The sequence below is a fragment of the Holtiella tumoricola genome, from assembly GCF_027857615.1.
Classification (GTDB): Bacteria; Bacillota; Clostridia; order Lachnospirales; family Cellulosilyticaceae; genus Holtiella; species Holtiella tumoricola.
Genome location: NZ_JAQIFT010000069.1, coordinates 64,047 through 89,143 on the forward strand (window position 1 = coordinate 64,047; position 25,097 = coordinate 89,143).

General features: G+C 34.6%; 20 protein-coding genes. 3 read left to right on the forward strand and 17 right to left on the reverse strand.

All coding sequences use genetic code 11. From position 1 onward, the window contains the following. Positions 1-6: 6 nt before the first annotated feature. From PBV87_RS21105 to PBV87_RS21125, 5 genes are all read right to left on the reverse strand, one after another. Positions 7-714 (reverse strand): LytR/AlgR family response regulator transcription factor, encoded by a 708-nt coding sequence (locus PBV87_RS21105; protein WP_271013640.1) that lies wholly within the window; start codon positions 712-714, stop codon positions 7-9. An 87-nt stretch (positions 715-801) separates the two neighbouring features. After that, positions 802-1,194, reverse strand: a complete 393-nt coding sequence (locus tag PBV87_RS21110) for a gamma-glutamylcyclotransferase family protein (protein ID WP_271013641.1) — start codon at positions 1,192-1,194, stop codon at positions 802-804. Positions 1,195-1,359: 165 nt separating this feature from the next. Next, positions 1,360-2,001: a pyroglutamyl-peptidase I gene (gene pcp, locus PBV87_RS21115; protein ID WP_271013642.1), complete on the reverse strand. Its 642-nt coding sequence runs from the start codon at positions 1,999-2,001 to the stop codon at positions 1,360-1,362. Between the two features lie 109 nt (positions 2,002-2,110). Beyond that, a complete protein-coding gene (locus PBV87_RS21120; protein WP_271013643.1) occupies positions 2,111-3,025 on the reverse strand; it encodes a DUF979 domain-containing protein in 915 nt (304 codons plus the stop codon). Next, on the reverse strand, positions 3,025-3,702 hold the full coding sequence (locus PBV87_RS21125) for a DUF969 domain-containing protein (RefSeq protein ID WP_053985615.1): 678 nt from the start codon (positions 3,700-3,702) through the stop codon (positions 3,025-3,027). The genes PBV87_RS21120 and PBV87_RS21125 overlap by 1 nt, the downstream gene beginning before the upstream one ends. Positions 3,703-3,954: 252 nt before the next feature. Here PBV87_RS21125 and PBV87_RS21130 point away from each other — a divergent pair, with 252 nt between their 5' ends. Continuing rightward, the gene (locus tag PBV87_RS21130) at positions 3,955-5,136 is read left to right on the forward strand and encodes a hypothetical protein (protein WP_271013644.1); all 1,182 of its coding nucleotides are present in this window, start codon (positions 3,955-3,957) and stop codon (positions 5,134-5,136) included. Here the strand turns inward: PBV87_RS21130 and PBV87_RS21135 are convergent. Beyond that, positions 5,133-6,374 carry an NAD(P)-dependent oxidoreductase gene (locus PBV87_RS21135; RefSeq protein ID WP_271013645.1) on the reverse strand — a complete coding sequence of 414 codons (1,242 nt, stop codon included), beginning with the start codon at positions 6,372-6,374 and terminating at the stop codon, positions 5,133-5,135. The genes PBV87_RS21130 and PBV87_RS21135 overlap by 4 nt on opposite strands. Before the next feature lie 75 nt (positions 6,375-6,449). Next, entirely contained in the window at positions 6,450-7,622 is a 1,173-nt protein-coding gene (gene trxB / locus PBV87_RS21145) for a thioredoxin-disulfide reductase (protein ID WP_330680502.1), read from the reverse strand. 188 nt (positions 7,623-7,810) lie between these two features. On the opposite strand from trxB, the gene PBV87_RS21150 reads away from it, so the two are divergent. Then, complete coding sequence (locus PBV87_RS21150) at positions 7,811-8,236, forward strand: hypothetical protein (protein ID WP_053985618.1); 426 nt, start codon at positions 7,811-7,813, stop codon at positions 8,234-8,236. A 43-nt stretch (positions 8,237-8,279) separates the two neighbouring features. Here PBV87_RS21150 and PBV87_RS21155 read toward each other — a convergent pair whose 3' ends face one another. From PBV87_RS21155 to PBV87_RS21170, 4 genes are all read right to left on the reverse strand, one after another. Continuing rightward, positions 8,280-8,633, reverse strand: coding sequence for a zinc ribbon domain-containing protein (locus tag PBV87_RS21155; protein ID WP_271013646.1), 354 nt, complete (start codon positions 8,631-8,633; stop codon positions 8,280-8,282). Between the two features lie 149 nt (positions 8,634-8,782). After that, positions 8,783-9,907: a glycerate kinase family protein gene (locus PBV87_RS21160; RefSeq protein ID WP_271013647.1), complete on the reverse strand. Its 1,125-nt coding sequence runs from the start codon at positions 9,905-9,907 to the stop codon at positions 8,783-8,785. 170 nt (positions 9,908-10,077) lie between these two features. Next, positions 10,078-11,457 carry a GntP family permease gene (locus PBV87_RS21165; protein ID WP_271013648.1) on the reverse strand — a complete coding sequence of 460 codons (1,380 nt, stop codon included), beginning with the start codon at positions 11,455-11,457 and terminating at the stop codon, positions 10,078-10,080. A 132-nt stretch (positions 11,458-11,589) separates the two neighbouring features. Continuing rightward, the gene (locus PBV87_RS21170) at positions 11,590-12,741 is read right to left on the reverse strand and encodes a CdaR family transcriptional regulator (protein WP_053985622.1); all 1,152 of its coding nucleotides are present in this window, start codon (positions 12,739-12,741) and stop codon (positions 11,590-11,592) included. 216 nt (positions 12,742-12,957) lie between these two features. Here PBV87_RS21170 and PBV87_RS21175 point away from each other — a divergent pair, with 216 nt between their 5' ends. After that, complete coding sequence (locus PBV87_RS21175; protein WP_271013649.1) at positions 12,958-14,448, forward strand: hypothetical protein; 1,491 nt, start codon at positions 12,958-12,960, stop codon at positions 14,446-14,448. A 134-nt stretch (positions 14,449-14,582) separates the two neighbouring features. On the opposite strand, the gene PBV87_RS21180 is transcribed toward PBV87_RS21175, so the two are convergent. From PBV87_RS21180 to PBV87_RS21205, 6 genes are all read right to left on the reverse strand, one after another. Then, complete coding sequence (locus tag PBV87_RS21180; protein WP_271013650.1) at positions 14,583-15,419, reverse strand: MerR family transcriptional regulator; 837 nt, start codon at positions 15,417-15,419, stop codon at positions 14,583-14,585. A 60-nt stretch (positions 15,420-15,479) separates the two neighbouring features. Beyond that, positions 15,480-15,974, reverse strand: a complete 495-nt coding sequence (locus PBV87_RS21185) for a CarD family transcriptional regulator (protein ID WP_271013651.1) — start codon at positions 15,972-15,974, stop codon at positions 15,480-15,482. Positions 15,975-16,215: 241 nt separating this feature from the next. After that, positions 16,216-16,833, reverse strand: coding sequence for a PH domain-containing protein (locus PBV87_RS21190; RefSeq protein ID WP_271013652.1), 618 nt, complete (start codon positions 16,831-16,833; stop codon positions 16,216-16,218). 180 nt (positions 16,834-17,013) lie between these two features. Next, positions 17,014-17,625 carry a GH25 family lysozyme gene (locus tag PBV87_RS21195; protein ID WP_271013653.1) on the reverse strand — a complete coding sequence of 204 codons (612 nt, stop codon included), beginning with the start codon at positions 17,623-17,625 and terminating at the stop codon, positions 17,014-17,016. Positions 17,626-17,774: 149 nt separating this feature from the next. Further along, entirely contained in the window at positions 17,775-18,956 is a 1,182-nt protein-coding gene (locus tag PBV87_RS21200) for a YibE/F family protein (RefSeq protein WP_271013654.1), read from the reverse strand. Positions 18,957-19,052: 96 nt separating this feature from the next. Next, on the reverse strand, positions 19,053-25,055 hold the full coding sequence (locus tag PBV87_RS21205; RefSeq protein WP_271013655.1) for a CehA/McbA family metallohydrolase: 6,003 nt from the start codon (positions 25,053-25,055) through the stop codon (positions 19,053-19,055). Between the last annotated feature and the right edge of the window lie 42 nt (positions 25,056-25,097).

Consider the following 25,097-nt stretch of genomic DNA (forward strand, 5'->3'; position numbering starts at 1 on the left):
CCCCCCCTATTTAATATTATCTATGTAGTTAACAAATTCTTCCTTAAACTTTTTATATTTTCTTTGCGAAACATAAATAATTTCATTGTCTGTCAAAATAATTTTTTCTCTATCTAAGTGCTTGACATATTTTAAATTTACCAAATAACTTGTATGTGGATTTGAAAATCCAAAGCCTTTTAACTTTTCATTCCACTCACTTAAGGAAATAGTAGTCTTATAAGTCTCATCCCAGGTATGAATAATAACTTTTCTTGCTTCTATAGCCAAGTATTTAATTTGAGCTATCTGAATACGTTTTATTTCTCCATCACTCTTTATAATAATACAATTTTTATTTTTTTTAATTGCTTCTATAAGCCCTATCATTGTTTCATGAAATTCTTCTATCTGAATTGGCTTAAGAAGATAACGATAAGCTTTCACTGCATATCCTTCAGCCCAAGAACTTTCTAAAGCTGTCAAAAATACAATTTGTATATTTTCATTAACTTTCCTTATACTTTTTGCTATTTCTACACCACTTACCCCTTTCATTTGTATATCTAATAAAAGAATATCATATTGATTAAAATCCTCTTTTAGTAGTTCTTCCCCTGAAGTATACGTATCTATTTTTAGAGAGATTTTAATCTTTTTTTGTAGGTCATTTAGCATTTCTTTAATCTTATCTTGCCATATTATTTCATCTTCACAAATAGCAATCGTATACATTGTACACCTCACTTTATGTCTATTTTATGCCAATTTTATTATACGAACCTTTAAAGTGAAATGCAAGAAATGCCTAATAATTTCCTACTATTTTACAAATTTCTTCCAATCTCCCGATGAGATGTATTTCCCTTTCTTTTTTGCTTCCTCTTCATTAGCATAAGTATATACCCAACACCATTCTTCTGTTCCATCATCTAATATCGTTTTATGCTTTGTTCGAATGTATAAATTATCCTCTCCTTCTCCAAAATAGCCTTCTAAAAAGTCTAAGCTCCTAAGTAATTTATCTTGGTTTATAGTCATCACTTCACCATGTACTTCATCTGTTCCTTTAATAACAGCCGGATACCCTGCAGGTAAATGATAAAGTTTTCCTTTGATTGTTCCATTTTGAATATGACGTACTCTATTTTTAAGCACTTTGTCATGATTCCAAAAATCTTGACGAAGTGAACCGTAAACAAATATTTTTTCCATGTGTTGTCCTCCTTGATGTCAAACTAAAAAGAAAAGGTCTGTAACCCGCGCCTTGGGTTACAAACCTTTTCTTTGGTAAGTGAATCATAATAATAGACTTTTAACGTTGATAATCTTATTATAAGATTGTTACTTCAAAAAATATAGATGTAATATTTGGTTACACTAGCAGATTGTTCCTGCTGCTACTTTAAGATCTTCCTCTACTTCACTGATTGTACGTAAACAAATTTCAAGACCTTTTGTAATATCTTCTACTGACATAGATGGCATGTTTGGTTTGGCTACAATTTGTCCTGGGATATATGGTACGTGGATAAAGCCACCTTTCATATGAGGATAGCGTTTGTTAATCATATAAAGTACACCATACATAACATGGTTACATACAAATGTCCCTGCAGTATTAGAAAGTGAAGCTGGGATACCTGCTTCTACCATTTCAGCAACCATTGCTTTTACTGGTAAATTGGTAAAGTAAGCATTGTCACCATCAGCAAATACAGGTATATCTACTGGTTGCTTACCTTCATTATCTTCAATACGTGCATCATCCACATTGATTGCTACACGCTCTGGTGTAATCCCAAAGCGTCCACCTGCTTGACCAATAGATACAACCACGTCTGGATTATGTTGTTTGATTGCTTCTTCTATTTTTTCTAAACTTTTGTTAAATACAGTTGGAATCTCTAATTTGATGATTTCTGCTTTCCCAACTGTATCAGGTAATTTTTTTACTGCTTCTAATGCTGGATTGATTGCTTCTCCGCCAAATGGATCAAATCCTGTAATAAGTATTTTCATACTAGCATACCTCTCTTTCCTTACTTAAAATCTTATCTTATACTTAAATTCCTGGCCTATCTATATAGCTGACTAATAGATTCTTTATAACTTGCTCCTATACCTTCTACTAGAATGCCCAGAAGTACATCAGCGCAATATGAATGATAAGAAGTGGAATAGCTAGCATCACTTGATGCTTGATCACCGCATTCTTATCTTTTGTCTGTAAGAGTACTGCTGGAAGTACATTAAAGTTAGCTGCCATAGGTGTTAAAAGTGTTCCACAGTATCCTGCTGTTAATGCCAGCGTGGAAGCAATAATCACATTTCCTCCTTGAGCGAAAACAAATGGTACACCAATCCCTACTGTAATAACAGAGAATGCTGCAAAGGCATTTCCCATAATCATTGTAAAGAGCGCCATACCTACACAGTATGCTATAACACCAAGTAAAATATTGCCCTCTGGAATAACAACAGCTATCCCCCTTGAGATTACATCACCTACGCCTGCTTCTGTAAAGAGTGTACCAAGTGATGCTAAAAGTTGAGGCAAAATACACATTGCTCCAATAGCTTGAAGCATACGATTTCCATCTTGACCAACTTTTTTTATTGGTGCTTTTGTTAAAAGTAGTGTAAATACAAGGGTAATACAGGCTGCTATTCCAATAGCTACTGTACCACTTAAGCTTGTAAACTTAGCTACACATACAACAATAATTACAATTGCTAGAGATGGCAAGAAAATTTTATTGCCTAAGCGTTTAGCTTGCTCTATTGTAAAGCCTTGCTCTGGCATATTTACTTTTCCCATATTTACTTGCTTCGTAGCTGTGAGCACTCCAATTATAACTAAAAGTGCACCAACTACTGTACCTGGTAAGTAACTTCCAAAAATAAAAATACTTCCTAAGATGACCCAAAAAGTCATTGTACCTATTCTCGTTTTGTGTGTTGTATCTTTGAAGATGTTAAAGGCAACTAAGTACATTAAACAGCCTACTAATACATAAAAAAGTTCTAATAAGAAGTCTCCCATTACTTAATCCCCCTTTTCTTTTCAATCATTTTACGAATACTACGATCTAAATGTATATTTTGTATTACACCAAGTACTAGCGCAATAATTGCCACTGGTATAGCAATCTGTGCAATCTGAACGGTATCAGCTATATAGCCTAGCTCTTCTAATGTTCCTGCAATTAAAAGAACACCTGAGTTTGCAATAAAGATATTTTGTGCAAAGAAGTTTCCATAGTTATCCGATGCAGCAGATGCAGCTTTAATTTTCTCTTCAATCTCTTCATCTAATTCACCATATTGGCTTACTGCTGCACCATTTGCCATTGGCTCAATGAGTGGGCGTACAAACTCAGCATGTCCACCTAAACGTAAGCCCATAGCAATAGCAATCTCACGAATAAGTAAGTATATAGATAAGATTTTTCCTGTTGACATGTTTTTTAGACTTTTAATAAGTTCTATAGCACGTTGTTTAAGTCCATAGCGTTCTGATATACCTATAATTGGTAAAATTAATAAATACAACGCCATATGCCTTTGTTTAATAAATGTATCGCCAATTGTACCTAAAATTTCAAAGATACCCATATCTGCTACAAGCCCTGTAACAATACCCGCTGTTAAGACAACAGCAATTGTATCAAATTTTAGGATAAAACCTACGATAACAATTACAATTCCTATTAGTTCCATGTTGTCCTCCTTATAAGTTCATTATTTCTATTATACGCACTTTCTCTCCTAATAACTACCTTTTTTGTCGTTTTATAGCTTTTTATATTTTTTAATCTATTAATATACATTCTAGGGCTCAAAATATAAAATCCCAACAACACTATAGTCCATCCATACAAAATATTAGAAAACTCTAGACTAGCTACATAAAAAATATTAAAATAATACTACTGTCTAAATTTATTTTATAATGACTACAAGGGGAGAAATATGCAGTCAACAGTTGAAATTACTGAGGGGAACTACAAAGGAAAAATCAAAAATAACTTAAAGAGTCATGATCGTTTTATGTGGAAAGCAACTTTCAAAGATTTGAAGTACTTTTCAAACTATAGAGCATCTGATTTTTATATTACTGATTGCTACCATATGCGCCTTGACTGTCAGGTTGAAATTGATCCTGAACAAGCAATGGTACGTGTTATACCTACATATAACTATGACAAAAACAAATATTATTATCTTACTATTAAGTATACCTTACGTAAGGATCCACTCTACGTAGCTTTTCGTATTACAGATGCTCATTTTGAAACCATTTCTTTTGCCACTAAGGCAGAATATGCAGATTTTATGAAAGAAGACCGACTTTCTACTAAAGAATCTTTTCAGACTAAAAACAACTCTAATGAAAAATCTTTAGACGATACCTTTGTTGTACCTCCTCGTGAGTACTTAGGTCCTCTACCTTTTAAATTTAACCTATTCTTTATGTGGCTTAATATTTTAGTTGTACTTATAGAAATTATACTTGAAATGACTATGATGGATACAGGTGTTACCAATGCAACGATGCCACTTGTCATCTTTCTCGTCCCATTAACTACTATTTTGCAACTTTTTGTTTATCTTAAACAAAAAAAGTCACCAGCTTATCAAGCTATAACGACATATAATAATGGCGTTACAGCTTTTAATGCCAGTGACTATCCTTTAGCACGAGATTATTTCCAAGAAGCCCTTACCTTCAATCCACATAATCTTGCTATTGAAAAAGGGCTTGAACTCTGTCAAAAATATACTACATCAATGAGTTTGTTAGATAAGGAAACCATTTATTTTGAAAAGGCACATTTTAATTATAATCATACCTTTATTATTGTGTCAGGTATTTTAAATTTTCTTCAAATTTTGATTGTCCATATTCTAGAACTTCAATGGCGTTTTAGTCAGTATATCTATGATTTTTTTATTATTACATTTATACTTCAGCTTATTGTTCTAATCATTCAATATACAAGTAAGAAGCAAAAATCTATTGCTACTTATAATGCGGGGATTTCATCGCTTCTAGCAAAAGACTTCACCTTATCAAAAGAACTGCTACTTAAAAGTCATTCTCTTGATGGTAACAATCTACACACAATAAAAGCTTTAGAATATCTTACTTAAAGTTGTTTTAAGTAGTCTTCCATAGTGAGGGCTACTTTTTTTGCATTAGCAACTGCCTCAACTACTGTACGTGCGCCAGTAACCACATCACCAGAAGCAAATACACCTTGTTTGGTTGTATGACCTGATTCATCTGTTACAATAAGGCCATATTTATTAACTTCTAGTCCTTTAGAAGTGCTCACAACGTTACTATTAGGCACTTGACTTACAGCAATGATAATACTATCTGCCTGTATGAGTTCATTTGAATCTTCCACACCTATAACACTCATGCGTCCCTCTTCATCTTCTACTCTTTGCGTAGCTTGAACAATAAGTCCTTCATCTGTAATTTCTATAGGCGCTTTATAAGTTGCAAATAAGACCTCATCCTCCAATGCTTCTTTAATTTCTACTTTTGTAGCTGGCATATCAGAGAAATCTTTTCTATAAACAATGGTTACTTCTTTAGCACCTTGGCGTTTGGCAGTACGGGCAGCATCCATGGCTACATTCCCCGCACCAATAACAAGAACTTTGTCACCTAGATGATAAGCTTCTGGAGATTTGAGATAGTTTACAGCATAGTGGACATGACCTAAAGTCTCTCCTTTTATATTTAACGTTTTAGGATCCCATACACCTGTTCCAATAAATATAGCTTTATAACCATCTGCCACAAGTCTATCTAAGGTAATAACAGGACCTATTAAAGTGTTGTAACGAATTTTCACATTAAGTGCTAATAAACGCTTTTGAATTTGTTCTAACAATTCACTTGGTAATCTAAATCTAGGAATGCCATAGCGTATCATACCACCAATTTCATCATTCATTTCAAATAACGTTACTTCATAGCCTTTTTCTGCAAGCATACAAGCCACTGTAATCCCAGCTGGGCCTGCTCCAACTACTGCTACCTTTTCACCATTAGATGGTACACTCTCCCATTTATCTTTGGCTAAGTAAAGACCTGATAAATAGCGTTCTAATTCATAGAACTGAATGGGTTCACCTTTAATCCCTTTAATACAATTACCATAACACTGCTTCTCATGTGGGCATACAATGGCACAGATCGCTGATAATGGATTGTTAGCAAAAAGTATTTCACCTGCTTTTTCTATTTCTCCGGCTTGGAAAAGTCTTATAATATCTGGAATAGGCGTGCTAATTGGGCAATGCTTTTGGCATCTTGCATTTTTACAGCCTAAACATCTATTCATTTCTTGTTGTATATCTTGATTCATTTGCATAATTTCCTCCTTGCTTAAATTGTCACAAAAAGATACAAAGATGGGAGTGTTTTACAACACCCCCCCTTCTATACTTTATAAGTTTTTTAATGCTTCGTCAATTTGATGTTTGTCAAATCCAATAATTACTTTATCATTAATTGTTGTCACTGGTACTGATCTTTGACCTGAAACTTGTAATACAACGTCACGTTCTTCTTTAGCATCAGCTACAGTTACCACTTCATAAGGGATACCTTTTGAATCTAAATATTTTTTAACTTTTTGACAAGGACCACACCATTGTACAGAATAAACTTTTACCATTACGCATTTCTCCTTTTTCGCTACAATATATTTTTCAGCTTTAAGTGCTGCTATCGTTCCATCGGCTACAGCTGTTGAAACCTGTCTAAATTCTTTTTGACGTACGTCTCCAGCTGCATAAACACCTTTTACATTGGTCTGCATACTTTCATCTGTAATAATATAACCCGATTGATCTAAACTAATATTTCCTTTAAAAAGATCCGTCTTCGGTTCTGTTCCTATATATCCAAAAACTGCTTTAATAGGTAATGTACTTTCTTTGCCTGTTTGTGTATTTCTTATGATAGCACGTTCTACAAATTCATCACCTTCTACATTTACCAAATCATGATTATAAAGAATCTCTATATTGGCTACTTGCTCTACTTCATTGATAACTTTTGCTTCAGCATGGAAGCTGTCATATCTTCTAATGATTGTCACTTTCTTTGCTAGTCTAGCAAGATACATGGCTTCTTCTAAAGCTGCGCTCCCACCACCTACAACAGCTATTTCTTCATCTGCATAGTTGGCACCATCACAGACCGCACAGTAATGAACCCCTTTACCTAAATACTTACTTTCATTAGGAATAGGTAATTTCTTAGGACTTGCCCCTGTTGCGATAATAACTGCTTTAGGTTTATAAATATAGTCGCCTGTTTCAATAATCTTCTCTTGGTCAGAGAAAGAAACACTTTCGATAAAATCAAATTCATCAATGGTGGCACCTTCACTTGTTGCTTGAGCTTCCATTTTATCTGCCAGTTCCATTCCTGTAATATTATCAAATCCAGGATAGTTTTCTATTGTATAACTGGATCTCATTTGTCCACCAATAATATTATTTTCTAATATTAATGTCTCTACATTGGCACGTGTAGCATAAATTCCTGCTGTTAATCCTGCGGGTCCTGCTCCAATAACAATGAGGTCTATTTGCTTTTCTTCTTTATTCATTACTTATACTCCTTCCATCATATGAAGGTTATTTTATTTCCTGTACAATTATTATATACTAATAATTATCACTTAGGAAGATGTAAATAGAAAAATTATATTTTCACCTCACGTTCACTTAGATATCACATTACTAAATTATTATATTGGAGTATTAATTATACTATTTTATTTGAAAGGAGCTAAAAATGAGTTTAACTATTCAAGCATCAACTGTTTCTATCAATCAAACAACCGGTGACTTAGCAAAATCTATGCAAGCTACAAGTCAGTCCACTTCTTCCTCTAGCTCTGGCACCCTCAATCTAAAAAATACAAATGCTGCTACTGTACAAATTAGTGATGCAGCAAAACTATTAGCCCAGCAAGCGCTAGAAGAAGCTGCTACAACCTCAGATACTGAAGCTTTATCTGACACTACTAAACTCCTTGTAGAATCTGCTGAAACAGAAGAAGATGACGACACTACCTCTTCCTCATCTATACAAAATCTCGCTTCCCTAACAGCACAACAGTTACAGCAACTGGCTAGTGAAGGTACCATTTCAGCATCTGAGCTTGCAACAGAACTTGCAAAACGTGAACTCGGCTCCGAAATTGATTTATTAGCATGACAAAATAGAAAAACACTTTCAGGCCCCTCCTGAAAGTGTTTTTCTATTTTGTATTATTCCCACAATAAGGACAACAAATAAAATCCTCTTCTAAAATTCTACCACATGTTGCACAACGTACCGGTCCTTTTTCCATGACTTCAACTTGTACTTGGTCTGGCATAATCCCCACATGTAACATGGCAATAGCATCTTCTTCTGATACAGCCATCATAGCTCCACAACTATGTCGCAAGAAATATCTTGTATGCCACTTAAAGACAGGGATGAAGAAAAGCCTTAGACACTGATAGGTCTTAATCAATTCTAATTCTCCTTGATGATGACAACTTCTACAAGTACCTACTAAAAGCTTTAACACTTTAAGACCAGGCATTATATCAATAATAAAAAACATAGTTTTATGCCTCCTATTTTCTCTGCTTTCTTTATTATAGCATACTTCTATTTTTTATAGTGTCTATACTTTATTAGATCCCTCATTACTTTTTTATTAAAGATAAAAGAAAAAGTTCAATACCCTATACGAGCATTGAACTTTTTCTTTTATCTTTCTATCACTTTCATAACATTCTTCATCATAAAATAGAGATTCTCTACAGACTGATCCCTTGCTTCTTCAAAAGGAATGGGTGCACGATTAATACTAAATATGGCTGTTACACCTTCATCATAAATAGGTTCAATCCCTTCTCCTATAGCCCCTACTAATACCATTACAGGAACACCTTTTGATTTGGCACGTTTGGCTACACCCATAACTACTTTACCACTTAAACTTTGAGCATCTATCTTACCTTCTCCTGTGAAGACAAGATCAGTGCCTTCTAGCAATTCTTCAAATCCAACTACATCTAGTACAGTCTCTATTCCCATTTGAAGTTTACTGCCTAGGAAAGCCACCATGCCTGCTCCCATACCACCAGCTGCACCTGCACCTTTTAATACAGATACGTCTATTTTCAAAGCGTTTTGAATTACTTCTTGTAAGTGACGTAATCCGTTGTCTAATACCTCTACCATCTTTTCGTCCGCACCTTTTTGAGGACCAAAGATATAAGCTGCACCTTGCTTTCCATAGAGCGGATTATCAATATCACACATGGTAATGATTTCTATGCCTTTAAGTTTTTCTCTACACGTTTCTATATCTATTCGTACAATGTCTTTTAATGTACCTCCTGTAGGGATAAATGTCTCCCCTTTAGTATTATAAAACCTTGCGCCTAATGCAGCTGCAGCGCCTACTCCACCATCATTAGTGCAGCTTCCACCAAGCCCTACAATGAGCTTTTTCGCACCCTTTTCTATAGCATCAAGCATTAATTCACCCACACCATAAGTAGTCGTTAGCATAGGATCCTCTCTACCTTCTACTAATGGCAATCCACTACAAGCTGCCATTTCAACAACCGCAGTATCCTGTTCTAACCTTCCGTAAACAGCCTCCATCTCTTCAAAAAAAGGCCCTGTGACTTTACAATATACCTTTTCTCCTCGAAGTGCCTTCAAGAAAGCCTCAACACTTCCTTCTCCACCATCTGCCACTGGAATGGTTATGACTTCAATAGCCGAATTGATTTCATGTATCGCCGACTCCATTGTTCTACACACTTCACTGGAGCTCATAGTCCCTTTAAAGGAATCTGGTATCACGATCACTCTCTTCATAGGTCTCACCTTCTTTTAGTCAAAATTTTGTCTTTTCATTTTCAACTTATTCTCATCATACCTAAACTTCACTCATTATTTTATTAGAATCTCTTTGTTACCTTCTCTAAACCTTGTTGCCAATCTTATCCTAATGAATATACAAAGCACCTATTCATTAGCTGATCACTTTAAACTAAAAATAGAGATAGGATAAAGATAAAAATCATAGATACAATACCCATAATCAATGTGGTGATTGTATGTGTTTTGTACCCCTCTTGTGGTTTCATACCACCAAAGTTAGTAACTACCCAGAAGTAACTATCATTTGCATGGGATACAGTCATAGCACCTGCTCCTATTGCCATAACAGTAAGTGCTGCTGCAACTGGTGTTGTAAGTCCAAGTGCTGCCATCATTGTACCTGATTCTGCAAAAGAACCCATAATGGCTGCTGTCGTTGTTATAGCCACAGTAGAAGAACCTTGTGCTGTCTTTAGAATGGCTGCAATTAAAAATGGGAAGAAAATACCTACTGAAGATAAGAAGGCTACATTTTCTGTGATATAATCCACAAATCCTGCTGTTGTAATGACTTTACCAAGTACACCACCTGCTGCTGTTACAAACAAAATAGGACCTACTACTTTAAGTGTTTCATTGGTCAAACCATTAAATTCGCTCATTTGCTTACGGCTTGCAAGTAAACCAATTGCAAATAAAAGCCCTGCGGTTAAAGCAATAAGTGGATTCCCAAGGAAGGTACAAAGACTCATAGCCATCCCTTCAAATTTAAGTACAGATGCAACTGAGCCTAATGCCATAAGTAAGATAGGAACAAGGATAGGTGCAAGTGCCATAAAGCCACTTGGCAGTTTGCCGTATTCTGCTACTAATTGTTCATAAGTTTTAGTAAGTTGTTTGTCCGCTTCACGGTCTTCATCTGAACGCACCTTTTTACCAATGAATTTAGCATAGAAATATGCTGCTACAAGTGCCGGGATAGATACAAGTACACCAAGTCCAATAACAAGTAATAAGTTATCGCCTACACCTACAGAACCTGCCGCTGCAATAGGTCCTGGTGTAGGTGGAATGAACACGTGAGATACATATAATCCTGCTGCAAGTGCCACCGTCATAGCTACGCTAGAAGCTTGTGTACGTTTTCTCATTGCTTTACGAATAGGGTCTAAAATAACAAATCCACTATCACAAAATACTGGAATAGATACAACCCATCCCATAATGAGAATGGCCAGTTCTGGACGCTTCTTACCTACTACTTTTACGACCATATCTGCAAGTTTTACAGCTGCTCCGGTCTTTTCTAAAACAATACCAATTAATGCTCCTAAAATAATAACAATACCAATGCTGGTAAATATGCCACTAAATCCAGATCCAATGGTCTTTGGCAGCTCTTCTAACGGAATACCTACTACTATTCCAAGTAAAAGAGCTACACCCATAATTGCTAAAAATGGATGTACCTTAAACTTAGAAATAGCCAAAATCATAATAATAACTGCAACTACAAACGTAATAATAAGTGGTATACCTGTCATACTACTTCCCCCTTTATTTGTATATTGTGTTGTTATTATTATAGAACATACCTCATTATTCGTATATGTTACACAAAACATAAACTATCATTCATTTTTGTGTCCTATAACATTATATAATAGTCATATTTTTTATTTCTTTATTTGTCTAAAAAATACATTAGCCATATAAAGAGTAGGAATATCTTTCAAATCTCTTGGATTGTGTCCTGTTTTTTCAAAAATACGATTAAGTTTATACTGTAACGTGTTTTTATGCATAAAAAGTCTTTCCGAGGCTAATGTAATAGATCCATTACAGTTAATCAACATTTCAACAAGCTCAAGCATCTCCTTTACTTCACTATCTGATATACCTTTAAAAACTTTATTAATATATTCTTCTTTTAGGACTTTAGGAATTTCTCCTGTAAAAAGTTCTACTGTCATTTCTTCATAGAGTTTAATAGGATTTTGGCTATCTAATTTAGCTGCACCTAATGCTTTTTTGGCACAGGTATAGGCTAAGTACATACTTGTCCAATCTCCTTGTATTTTATCAATACCTATGGCTAATCGAACTTCGTATGTAGTCTTAATCCAATTTTCTAATGCTTTTGCAAAGTTTACCATCTCTTCATCAGACCTTGTTACGACAAACCCAATCAACTTATTTCTTGATCTTAAAAACAAATTGCCCTGCCTTTCTTCTTCTACCCAACTTTTCATTTTTTTCTCTAAATGATTTAAAAAGATTTGGTCTTTTGCTCCATGTCCTTTTTCACTATCTAATAAAGGTGTCATAATGAGGATACGTCTTGGAATGATAATATCAATACCAATCGCTTCTCCCCTATCTATAAATGCCTTATCATAAGCCACATTTCCATCAAAAAGCCATTCCTCTAAATAACGAGAGCGAATTTTCTCATTTTCTTCTTTGATTTGTTTTCTTTGGGCTTCTACTACTAAAATCTCCGTCATCTTTTTAATAATTTGCCCATATATTTCAACCTGTTCTCGGTCTCCTGTTATACCAATAACACCTATTATTTCATCCTCTACTACAATAGGTAAATTAATTCCCTTCTTAGCACCTCTATAATCATCATCTTCTTCTATAATCAGGCAATTTAATTTCTCATGAATAATCACTTGAGCCCCTTCATGAAAATTCCCTATACGTTCTTCATCTGTACTAGCAACAATATAACCTAAATGATCCATTACATTAACATGTTGATGAATGAGTTCACTAATCTCCTTTGCAATGTGCATAGCAATATGTTTAGATAGCTTGATCATCTACTTTCCCCCTACACCTTGAAATATTTTATAAACGAAAACACTTTCATATGCCATGAAAGTGCTCTAATCAAAATGTATCAAAATCTCATCAATCTGTATTATTTTACTTAAGTATAACTTAAGTTATAAACTTTTAAAAGATAACACTAGATTTATGTCCATAAAATTTGTATAAATAAATTATACTACTTATTTTAGAGAGCGAGAATGACTATGCACACTTTAAATTACAAAATCAGTCACTATGATACACTTAAGCAAACCTTAACAATCGAAGCTACTTTTTCATCTGTTACAGATCCTGCCCTTAACCTTTTTAAAGGAAAGGTTAAACTCCTTAGCTTTGAATGTAATTGTAAAGCACAAGATGTAGGACCTTATATAGAAATACAAGTTACTCAAAATCCTATTGTCTTTTCTTATACTGTACAAATTGGCAGCCCTGCTAAACACGGATTCTACGGCATGGTCTCACATGATTTAACAGCCTTTGCTGGTGAGCAAGCCTTTTTATTCCCAACGACACTACTTACCTCTAGTAGTTTCACACCTTCAACTGTTATTAAGGAAATTGAAATCAACTATAATTTAAAACAGCCCATCTGTACCGTTGTTCCTTTTAAAAAAGCAGAAACAACTTCTGTCTGCGAAAGTCCTAAATGGTGTCATGCCTATGAACTGATGAAAAGTAGCTATATCTTTGGACACCTAGATGTCTTTGAAGCTACTATAGGCTCAAATACGCTTCATATTTATTATGAGGATACGCTTAAAACACTAGATGAACACATCTTAAACAACATGGTAAATCTTTTTAAATACTACGCTGAACACTTTAAAATGTCTCATCATCATTTAAGTCTTGTTCTACTTGATATTCATCCTGAGCCAATACTTGGCGGCTGTGGTTCTCATATCATTTGTGCTAGCTTCACTCCTGAGAACCTTAGAGACTGGCAACTTTTAGCCCATCGTATGTTCCATAGTTTTATGGATGTGAAGTTACCACTTAGTGACTTCCATATGCCTCCTCAACTTTGGCTTACAGAAGGACTTGCTACTTACTACGAAAATATGGCATTAAATGCTTTAGATAAATCACTTAAAGAGAAGCTAAACCTTAATATTGCTAAAGAGTTTCATAGACTCTACACAAGATATCTCTATGCTAAATTCAAAGATCCATCCCGTTTTTCTTTCCCACCTATGGCGGAAAAACAAATTCGTAGTGCAGGTCAACTAGAGTTTCTTCACTATACCCACGCCCCTCTTGTAGTCAAATATATAGAAGATACTTTTGGAACGTCTGAACCTCATATCATGCTACGTACACTCTTAAATTTTAGCCTATGTGAACCTTTCTCACTTCAAGTCTTCTTTACAAAGATTTTAGGGCAGCAAGTCCATACTTTCGCAAGGCATTTTCTCTTTGGAGATGATACATTACCATTATGGTATTTAAAAACACCTGAACACTTCACGCCTCAAGAACTTATAGATGATCTTAATTACTTTGAATATATGCTCTATAGTTGGTTTATCCTAGAAGATCCCAATTATAAACCAGCCGTACTTTCTCTAGATCACTTAGAAGAAAGGGTTACTTTATCTAAACATGCTGCTTTTAACTTTGCATCTCCTCATATAGAGAATGAAGTCAAAACCTATTCTCTTCCTTTATATTATCTGTTAAAGACACTTTAATTTACTTTTTCAGAAGCATTCATTTTACTACACTACAAATTACTAGACTACAAAAAGGTCAATGAAACACATTCTAAACTACGTGTTTCATTGACCTTTTATATATAACCCTATAGGCTATCCTATTATGTTTGCTATTTTCTCATAATAGGAATTTGTAATTCCGTTAACCACTCTGTCTCATCTTCTTTATTCCAAATACCATCTATATAACTTTCTCTCGGACTATCTAATACAGCATAGCCATTATCCTCTATCCATTTAAAAGCATAGGCGTATGCTTGATTAAGGCCAGCATAAGGCCCTCTGTGCATAACAGAAACAGCATTCACAGCTTCCATTTTCTTAAAGACAATATCTTCAAAGTCCTCTTTCAATTCAGTAATCGCTTCGCAGAATTCTACTTTAAAATTCGTTTCTTTGTATTCACCATCAAGATATACAATAAAGCAATAGGCTGGCATAGCACATTTTAAATCTGTATATTTTGTTGTAACCTTCTCACCTATAGCTGGAATAAGTTGAAAATAGTCATTATAACTTGGTACTGTCATCTTCTTTGAATAAACAATACACTCTGGTAATTCTTTGATAATTGCTTGATAATGCATAAATGTTTCCTCCTCTTGACCGGACAAAATAAATTCAATTCGGGAGAGCTGCTGGGTAGCATTTTCAATTTCTGCTAGTAATTCCATTTTGCGTTTTTCTAATACTATTTGTTTATTAGCATTTGACAAAATCATTTTAATTTCATCTGGTACTAATCCAATTTGTCTTAAAGCTTGAATATGATGTAACTTAAACAATTGATTTGTAGTATAAAAACGATAGTTAGTAAATGGATCAATATATTCTGGCTTAAGTAAATCAATTTCATCATAGTAACGTAATGTCTTGATTGTAGCTTTACTCATCTTTGAAAACTCACCAATACGATACATCGCCTCACTCCTTCCTTGTGAATTCACTTTACTATCTCCAGTGACGGGAGAGTCAATGCCTATTTATAAAATCATTCATTGTTCTGACTAAATTCTAGCAAGAATCACATCCTCTACTTCATCTTTTGCTATATCCAGTACAATTGCAAGTTCTTTGTGAAGTTCTTCCTTCGCTATATTGAAATACTTCTCATCACTTGCTGTTGCCTTCTTACCTTCAGCTTGCCTTTCTTCTCTAATAAGATAAACTGTTTTAATCACCCTCACCCATTGTCTAGAATCACAACTTCTAAGAGCTTCTTTATAAACTTCTTCTTTCTTTCTAAAATCAGGAATGTCTAATGGCTCAATCATTTTAAGCTCATCAATTAATGTCCATGCTTCTTCCTTTGTCAAAATAGGACGCATCATCACTTTGTTGTTGTCAACGGGTGTGAATACTTTACTGCCTGGTGCATAGACAGGTACTAGATAATAGTACTCTTTATCTTGCGGTGTTCCTTGAATATCAAATTTTCCAATCTCTTCAACTCTACATACATTATTATAACCGTAAATAATATAGTCACCTACCTGAAACATCTTTTTCCTCCCTTATATAGGCTAAGCCTTATATTTTCTCATTCTGTTACATTAAGTTTATCAAATGAGGATTTTTTTCGTAAGGAAATTTTAGCTTCAAACAATAAGATTGGTGACTTTTACGCATACTATAAAAAAATATTTTGTGCATTTTTACAATAACAAAACCTTTATTATAGATACCTATTCTATGGAGGTATCTATAATAAAGGTTATCTGTTATATCTCATATACCTATTACTTAGTTATTAATATAAAGTTTAAAGACATCTGCATAGTCTTCTCTAACATACTCTTTTCTAGATGCCATCAACCACTCAAAAGCTTTCTCATTAACTTGACCAAACGCATCTGCTAGATTAACTTCTTGCATATGTTTTGTTCCTGTTAGTACTTTTGCTGCAACTTCTAAACTTTGATGTGCATGATTTAATGCAGTTTGATTTTTTTTCATAATCATAGATATTTTATGAAGGGCTTTATATAAATCTTTAAGGGCTTCAATTTGCTTCTTATCTACATCTATAGAAAAAGCTACTTCACCAATAGTAAACTTAATCTCTGCATCTAAATCAACTGTTCCTGCTGTTTCTATTTTGACATTAGAGATCATATGATGACAGTACTCATATCTATGTAATTGTCTCTTAGAACTTACTGCTGATGTTCCATCTAAATGTATAAAAGCCAAATTTGTAAAGCAGTATTCATCTGTCTTTGATTTGATTAAAAAGAAAATTTGTTCTCCATCTTCATGAAAAATATAATCATCTGAACTTACCTTATCAAAATCCTTTGGGTCAATAATTGATCCTATATCACTTAATCCAAATGCATCTGCGGCTAAACGTTTAAGCATATGTATACCCCCTTATAGTAGCTTTAATTTTATACACTATAACATATAAATTTTAATAATACTATTAATTTTATTTTACACAACGTTTACAAAATAAAATATTATATTATATCTCCCATTTACACAAAAAGAAAAGGAAATACACGCCTATCTCCTTTTCTTTGATCTTTTTATATTAGGTTAAGCTAGAATAATATCTTCTGTGAATTTATTTAAATCGCACGCTCCACTCACGCCTTGGACCTTACCTTTTTCAGAGTACTGAAAGCCTATCCAGTTTGGCCAAATCCCATTATCCCCTGGCTCGTTAACACCATAATGAGCAATCCATAAGCGATAGTCTTTTATATCTTGAATGAGATTTTCCTTAGCATAACCTGTGTAGGTATACACTACTGTTCCATGCCCTGTCAATTGTTTTATACGATTTAAAAAGAGAATGGCTAATTTAGTAATTGTAGCCTTTGAAAGTTTTGCATCATTTGTCTCTATATCTAGAGCCAGACGACAATGATACGTTTTACCTTTTATCGTCTTTACAAAATGTTCTGCTTGTAAAAGTGTATCTTGCTCATTAAGTGGGGTAAAGAAATGATAAAAACCAATTTTTAGATTTTGTGCACTAGCTCCCTTGTAGTTCTCCTCAAGCATGGGATCTACACCCTTTGTACCTTGAGAAGCTTTGATATAAACAACACTTATGCCACTCGCCTTAACTTTGGCATAATCCACTTTTCCATCCCAATGACTCACATCTATACCTTTTAAATTTGCAGTACCACGACTTTGCATATCTATCACCTCTTGTTTTGTTCTAATATAGGATATGCTATTTATTGCAAAATCGAGCTTATAATGTGTACAAAATTTTATATAGAAAAAGTCTTATAGAGGATGCCTTTGCACCTTCTATAAGACCTTTCTCTAATACTTAATATGTACTATGACTTTTTTGCTTTCTTAGCTAAGCTTGCAGCGATCCAAGCCGTAATTGGAATGGTCAGGATCAATCCAATACTTCCTGCTATTCCTTGAAGAATTTCCATACCTAGTAAATCAATATTAATCAAACGATAGTACGTAAATTGATACATGTAGAAAAGCATCAATGTACTTAATGAACTTCCTGCATAAGCTAGAATAAGTGTATTTGTCATCGTCCCCATTACATCTCGCCCTACGTTCATTCCACTTTTATACAAAGCATATACATTCATTTTAGGACTTACTGTGTGAACCTCAAATACAGAAGAAGCAATAGACATTCCTACATCCATAATTGCTCCTAAAGATGCGATGATGATTCCAGCAAATAGGATTTCCTTTACCTGTAATCTTCCTTCCCCAGCAAGTCGCATCATCTCTTCTGCATGCTCCATATTAATTCCTGATAAGTCCATCAACTTTCCAAAAAGCATACCTACAAGAGTTGCTACTACTAGTCCAGATACTATGCCTAATATAGCCGCCCATGACTTCTTATTTGATCCACTTACCAAAATAATATTAAATACAGTTGTGAGCCCTGCTATAATTAATGCAATTAATATAGGACTATACCCTTTAAGCACCATAGGAATCATAAAATAACAGATTAAAATCATAACAAACATTAATGATAGTAAAGCAAAGAAACCTTTTCTACGCCCTATTACAAGTAATACGAGTATAAAACTTGCCAGCAAAACATAGATCATGGTGTCTCTAGAATAGGAGAAAACTTGTACATTCAATAGTTCTCCTTCTCTAGAGGCAACTTGAACAACCATACTTCTACCTTCTCTTGCATAATAGTTATACTTACGATTCACTGTATTTTCAAGCTCTATTATTTCCCCAGAAAACTCACCTGTTAAAATTTCAAGTTGTAAGTTTTGTCTTCCTATATATATTCCCTCTACATAAGGATCTTCATCTATATCGTAATCATCTGCTTCTAGTATTCTACACTTCTCATAAGCATACTGTGTATCAAACTGCACACCTGTATCTGTATCTCTTCTAGCAGCTGGCATAAGCATAACACCTATAGCAATAACTACCATCAAAATCAATACGACAAGGCGTCCTTCTCCAAAGCTTTCGGCTAATCTCTTTTTAATCCAACCCAATCCTTTGTTCATTTTTATTTTTCACCTTTTCTAGAATAGAAAAATTATAAATAGACTGCTGTAAAATTCAACTCAGCAGTCCATTTATATTACTTATTTAATTTCTTGCTATTTTAATAGACCATCTAAGCGTACAAGTACAGTCATAAGTTCTGCACGTGTTACATCTTTTCCTGGCACCATAATTCCATCACCTACACCATTTAATACACCTGTTTCTACACAGTAAATAAGTGCTTCTTCATATGGTGATTGTGCCATATCACTAAACTTCATATCCATTTCTGTTCTTTCTAACTTACCATCTGTTATTTCATAAATAACTTGCGCAAGTAATTCTCTTGAAACAGCTTGCTCACCAAGCCCTGCAACTGCTTCAAGTGTGGCTTCACTAAGTTTTGAACCAATAGATGCCATACTATAAAATGCCCAGTGTTCTTGATTTGTCATATACTTTTCAACTGTACTTCTTGAAAGTTTCATATCTGTTACACCATGAAGAAGTAAGAGACGATCTAAGAAAGTGAACGTATCTGATACTTTTAATACTTCACTTGGTGCAAAACTACCATCTGGATTACCAACTACTAAACCAAGTTTTGCAGCTTCTTTAATACTTTCATTTGCCCAGTGTGCTGATGTTACATCCGTAAATATTGCATCTTCTATAGCATTTAATGTAATACTAGTATTTAATGTATCAATATCAATATCTAATGCTTTAAGAATTTCTGGTTTTGCTACCATTTCTTTAAGCTGCTCTTTAGTAAATTTACCACCTGTAAGTTGATCAAGCTGTTCAATTGTTAATCCACCTAAGCTTGTGTAAGGTGCTTCTTCTTCAAATTTATGAAGGATTTCTTCTTTTTGTGTAGTTGTTAACTTCTCAATAGCTTGAGCTGCTGGTACTTCTACAGGCTTTGTTGTATTAGATGAACTACTGCTCTCTGATGAGCCTCCATCTGATGATTCACTAGCTGTTCTTGTTACTTTTACTGTATAGGTTTGAACTGTTATACCATCTTCTGCTGTAACTACAATTTCAAACGTATTGTTACCTACTACAAGAGCTTTTGTTCCTGTACCTACTACAGTTGCTTTTGCATCCGCAGCTACTGCATCAATAACGATTTCCTTTGTACTATTACCTACTGATACTGTGTAATTAAATACATCTTGTGTAAATGTTGGTTTAAGTGTACCTTTATTCACTTTAAGTGCACTTAGTAATGCATTATTTGATACTTCTACAAGCTTAATCTCACCTCTGTCACGTACACGAATACGTGGTAAGAATTCTGTCTCTGAAGAGTAGTTCTCGCCTACAGATGCAAGACCTACTGCTGAAATAGTCTTACCTACTTCTACAAAGTCTAAGTTCACATTCTTTGTGATATAGCCATTGATGAAGATACGTGCTGCACCACTACCATCATTAATCATGATTTGGTTCACAACACCTTGATCTACAATGACTTCTTCCACTACACCTGTTACTTCAACAAGTCTACCTGTATGTTTACTTGCCATAGCTTCACCTGTTGAAAGCTTAGTTGGTTGTACTGGATTCATTGTTTCATCAATCATTTCTACTTTGCTTACTGCAAGTTGAACTTCATCTTGATAACCACTTACGACACCTGTTACACGGATTTTTTGTCCTGCTTCTACGCCTTCTGAAACAGGGAATAAGTTGATACCACCTGTAGCATCTTCTACGTAGATACAATCAAAGAACCCTTTATTGCTATCTGACCCATCATTTACACTTGAAGTCGCAATCCCTTCAATTGTAAATCTTGTACCTGGTTGTGCCACTTTTACTTCTTTAATTGGTGTAATCTCTTGTGGATTAACCATCTTAATAATGTTTTCTAAAATGTTGTAGTTACTATAATTTTTAGAATCATTATTATCAATTTCTGCTTGGATTTCGAAGTTAGACATAAATGCAGCACCTGCTACAATAACTTCTGAAGTCATGCCATTTTCATGAGTAAGGGTTTCTGATGCCATCAATAACACACGATTATTGTAACGTGGTATTGTTGTGCCACCTAAACCATCATTATCTTGATCTTTTGAATAAGTTGTTTCATGTCCACTAATAATTGGAAGAACATTTGCTGGTAATGTGCTTACTGGTTCTCCCTGTGCATCTACTGCATGAATGGTTGCACCACCATAGTGACTAAATACTTGACCATCTACAATACCCTTTGTAAGTGGGTTGATAAAATCATTATGATCCGTTAAATAAAGTCTTGGTGCTTGACCACCGTTGTTTACATCATCTAATGAACCATCATCTGAGATACGTAGTGACGCACCCATTGCTTCAAGTAATTGATTTTGTTGAGCTGCCATATGCTCATCTTTTGGCATATTTGCTAAGTTACTATAGTTTTCATAGTAATCTGACCATCCCGCTATAATGACTGTTTTGCCTTCAGCAGCAAACTTAGCAATAGCTTTTATTTCTTCTTGTGAATATACATCATAAGGGTCACGACCTGCTGTACCATTTCTACGACTTGGTGCTGTGAATACCATCATTTCGTATTTTGGATTTTCTAATGCTGCAAGTAATGCTTCTGTTGTATAAAGCTCTACTGTACGTACATCATATTCTTCAGCTAACTTACCAAAGTTACCCATAGAATCTTTGTAATTACCATTTACATATTCATTTTGGTGTGAAGCATCAACACCTACATAAATTAATTTATCTGCATCTTTTACATCTAATTTAATTTCTGCTTTAAAGGTTGTTGGTTCACCTGCTACTTCAATAACTGCTGTTATTACAACTGTTTGTTCACCTACTACTGTTGGTGTAAGATTTTGTTTATGTTGGAAGCTTGCATTACTATTCATCACTTCATTGAAAGTATGACTTCCAATACTTTTACCATCTTTGTAATCATATGCAATAGATTTTAAAACAACAGCATCTACTTCATTATTGAAAAGTTCTGTTGTTAAAGTGAGTTCTTCACCTGTTACAGGCATAGAAACACTTGATTCTACTTTTGAGATTCCTACAACAATATCTTGACCAAGCCAAATTGGTGCAGTTACTGCAATATGTCCATCGGCTTGAACTACTTTAATGTAGTAGTAACCTGCTCTAGGATCATCTAAAGTATATTCAAAGTCTACATTTTGATGGTTATAAGTTTGCTTATGAACAACTTTACCACCATTTGTAATGATCTCCACACTCTTAACAGAGTCTGATGTATCTGGATCTTGAATACTTACTTTAAATTCTGCGACTTCCGGTACTTCACCTAAGATAGTTCCCAATACCTCATCATTTAAAGTATAGACGATATCTAAGTTGTCATCTTCACTTGCATAAACACGTCTTTCTCTTAATGCACTATATACACCATCTACAGAAAGGTCATCTGTATAGATAACTGTACGTGCTGTATTGGATGTACCCCATCCCTTTTTGTGATTATCTTGGTTATTTGTAGGCGCTAAATGCCATCCTTTATCAAGTGCTGCTGTATACTCACCATATGATGGGAAGTAAGAGTTACTACCTACTGCACCTTCACCATTTCCTACCTCAATAAGTGAGATACGTTCATCAATAATTGGATCATAGTAAGCATATCCACTAAACGTACCAAATGTTTTACCTGGATGGTTAAACTGTGAAATAGATTCTGGTGTCTGTTTTAATAAATCATAATATGCACGCATACCCGCATCATTTGTTTTGTTGTTAAGCTCTTTATTATTACGGCTTACAAAACCTTCTGTTCCAAAGGTATTGATATGGCCTGGTCCACCTGACCATGTCATTTCATAACCATAAATACTGATGTATTCATCTGTACGAGCAGCTTCTGCTTCTCTTTGACCATTTTGCCATTTTTCGTTACTTGCATTGTAAGAACCTAAGTTATAAGTACCTGCCTTATCACCTGTAGGTGCTTTGTCAAAACTATTTGAGTGGTCTGTAATTGCAAAGAAATCAAGGTTTGCATTATCTCTTGCCCATTCAAAACCTTCTTTTAAAGTTCCTTGACCATCTGAGTTTTCTGCTGTATGAGAGTGAAGTTGGCCAAAGTAGTTTTGCATTTCGCCTTGTGTACCTTTCAGGCGATAATTAAGCTCAATTTTTTCGCTATCTAGGTAATTATCTGCTGCTGCCCATGCTTCAATCTTCACTGGAAAGAGCTCTGGTGTTAAAGCAATTTTATCTGTATAAAGTGTTTCTTCACTTACATTCTGGTTCTCAAGATCTACATTAGTCGTCAAGATATATGTAATCGTTGCATCATGTGTTGTTGTTGTTAAACCAATTTGTGAATTGCCATCAATAGCTCCTACTGGTACAGATGGTGTAACTTTTTCTACTTTTGCTTGTGAGTAGATAAAGTCTACTTCTGGAGTTGTATAGTTACCATTTGTTGCTTTCGCACGAATAGTTGCTTTACCTTCACTATCAAATTTTTCAATTTTTACTTTTTCTGTATTTGTAGCACTTACTAATTCTTCTCCACCATTTACAGTGTAAAGAATAGTTGCACCTTCTGTTTTAGTTGAAAGTGTTACCTCTGCATTTAATGGCATTTGACTTCCTGTCTCTGGTGTTGCTGTTACAACTGCTACTTCTGGTTCTTTACCAGCAGTAATATCTACAAACTTACTTACTAATAATTGAGGTTTACCATTATTATTAGCCGCAATACCTATCGCATTAATAGCCATACCTTCTTCAAATTCAGCTGGTAAACCATCTGCCTCTGTACAGCGCATTGTAAGGGAATCATTTGTAACACTGTCTTTAATTGTATGATTTGCTTTAGAATCTTTACTTTCTAAAGTTACATCTTCAAGCTTAACTAGTCTACCTTCATACGCTTTAGTTGCTAATTGAGCAATGGTAATTACCTCAGCTTCTCTTGGTGCTGTTGTATCACCTAATACTTTAATCGCCTCTAAATTAGCTGGTTGAATCTGTAATACACCACCAAATTCTGATGTTTTCCCTGTTACTCTAACTTGAGTACCTATAGGGTATTTCTCTAAATCAATACCCCCTTTATATACAGCAATACCTGCTGTATCATCTTGTACATATACCGTGCAATTGGTTGCATTGCTTGAACTTGATTTAATCGCACGTGTAACCGTACCTTCAATCACTACATCTTTGCCTATACCGCTTTTACGTACATCTGCAATAGATATAATCTCCGAAGGTGTTTCTACCTTTTTGAAGTATTCAAAAGTAGATGTTTTACTTTGTTCTAATCCCTCTTTTGTTGCATACGCACTTACTACAGCCTTTGCAGGTTCACCTTTAAAGTCATTTTCTGTAAGGGTAAGGGTATTGGTTGATCTTTGTCCATTTCCATTTATATCTAAGTAAATGGCACAACCTGTTGTTTGGGTTGAAAAGTCAATTTCTGTACCTACTTCAACTGTGCTACCACTCGGGATACTTGCTGTAACTGGGCTAACTTGTGTTTCTGGTGTACCACCTGATTCACCTTGTGTAGCTGTGATGATAACATTGGCTAAACGAGAATTTCCAGTGTTTGCATCTATTGCTGTAGCATCAATAGCTACTTGACTTGTATTTGCCAACTTAATATATACATAATCTGATGCATCAATATCTAATCCATCCATATTATATAATGTTGTAGTGATTTTTGCCTTATCAGCTTTAAGTGGTACCTGATAATTTTTTACAGATATATATTTTTCATCATCTATACTAACCTGTATATTGAAATCTTTAGGTGAACTTTTTGTACCATAACACTCGAACGATAATTCAAGATTGCTATATCCAGCTTTAGGTACTGTAATCTTCCAATATTCTTCGCCACTATCCCATCCACCTACCCAGATGGTTTTATCACTCTTAGTAAATGTAATATCTCTAGATTGCGAACAAGTAAGTTCTCCTTTGCCTTCTTGTACTCCTCCTGTTGCTGCTGCTTGATACGTTCCATCCCACACCCATTCTGCAATGGTTATGGGAGCTGCTTTCAATGATGTTACTGGCAATACTGTAATCATCATCACAATTGCCATCATAAAACTTAGAAAGCGCTTATTCAATTTAATCTCCGACATTCTTTCCCCTCCTACTAATTTATAAAATACTAAAACAATTTT

What these genes read in the sequence shown, in the direction of transcription:
- PBV87_RS21130 (WP_271013644.1), top strand. Translation starts at nt 3,955, where the DNA reads ATGCAGTCAACAGTTGAAATTACTGAGGGGAACTACAAAGGAAAAATC.
- PBV87_RS21150 (WP_053985618.1), top strand. Translation starts at nt 7,811, where the DNA reads ATGAGTTTAACTATTCAAGCATCAACTGTTTCTATCAATCAAACAACC.
- PBV87_RS21165 (WP_271013648.1), bottom strand. Translation starts at nt 11,457, where the DNA reads ATGACAGGTATACCACTTATTATTACGTTTGTAGTTGCAGTTATTATT.
- PBV87_RS21185 (WP_271013651.1), bottom strand. Translation starts at nt 15,974, where the DNA reads ATGTTTCAGGTAGGTGACTATATTATTTACGGTTATAATAATGTATGT.
- PBV87_RS21125 (WP_053985615.1), bottom strand. Translation starts at nt 3,702, where the DNA reads ATGGAACTAATAGGAATTGTAATTGTTATCGTAGGTTTTATCCTAAAA.
- PBV87_RS21190 (WP_271013652.1), bottom strand. Translation starts at nt 16,833, where the DNA reads ATGCTTAAACGTTTAGCCGCAGATGCATTTGGATTAAGTGATATAGGA.
- PBV87_RS21160 (WP_271013647.1), bottom strand. Translation starts at nt 9,907, where the DNA reads ATGAAGAGAGTGATCGTGATACCAGATTCCTTTAAAGGGACTATGAGC.
- PBV87_RS21120 (WP_271013643.1), bottom strand. Translation starts at nt 3,025, where the DNA reads ATGGGAGACTTCTTATTAGAACTTTTTTATGTATTAGTAGGCTGTTTA.
- PBV87_RS21110 (WP_271013641.1), bottom strand. Translation starts at nt 1,194, where the DNA reads ATGGAAAAAATATTTGTTTACGGTTCACTTCGTCAAGATTTTTGGAAT.
- PBV87_RS21170 (WP_053985622.1), bottom strand. Translation starts at nt 12,741, where the DNA reads ATGATCAAGCTATCTAAACATATTGCTATGCACATTGCAAAGGAGATT.
- PBV87_RS21135 (WP_271013645.1), bottom strand. Translation starts at nt 6,374, where the DNA reads ATGCAAATGAATCAAGATATACAACAAGAAATGAATAGATGTTTAGGC.
- PBV87_RS21105 (WP_271013640.1), bottom strand. Translation starts at nt 714, where the DNA reads ATGTATACGATTGCTATTTGTGAAGATGAAATAATATGGCAAGATAAG.
- PBV87_RS21175 (WP_271013649.1), top strand. Translation starts at nt 12,958, where the DNA reads ATGCACACTTTAAATTACAAAATCAGTCACTATGATACACTTAAGCAA.
- PBV87_RS21205 (WP_271013655.1), bottom strand. Translation starts at nt 25,055, where the DNA reads ATGTCGGAGATTAAATTGAATAAGCGCTTTCTAAGTTTTATGATGGCA.
- PBV87_RS21200 (WP_271013654.1), bottom strand. Translation starts at nt 18,956, where the DNA reads ATGAACAAAGGATTGGGTTGGATTAAAAAGAGATTAGCCGAAAGCTTT.
- pcp (WP_271013642.1), bottom strand. Translation starts at nt 2,001, where the DNA reads ATGAAAATACTTATTACAGGATTTGATCCATTTGGCGGAGAAGCAATC.
- PBV87_RS21155 (WP_271013646.1), bottom strand. Translation starts at nt 8,633, where the DNA reads ATGTTTTTTATTATTGATATAATGCCTGGTCTTAAAGTGTTAAAGCTT.
- PBV87_RS21195 (WP_271013653.1), bottom strand. Translation starts at nt 17,625, where the DNA reads ATGCAAAGTCGTGGTACTGCAAATTTAAAAGGTATAGATGTGAGTCAT.
- trxB (WP_330680502.1), bottom strand. Translation starts at nt 7,622, where the DNA reads ATGAATAAAGAAGAAAAGCAAATAGACCTCATTGTTATTGGAGCAGGA.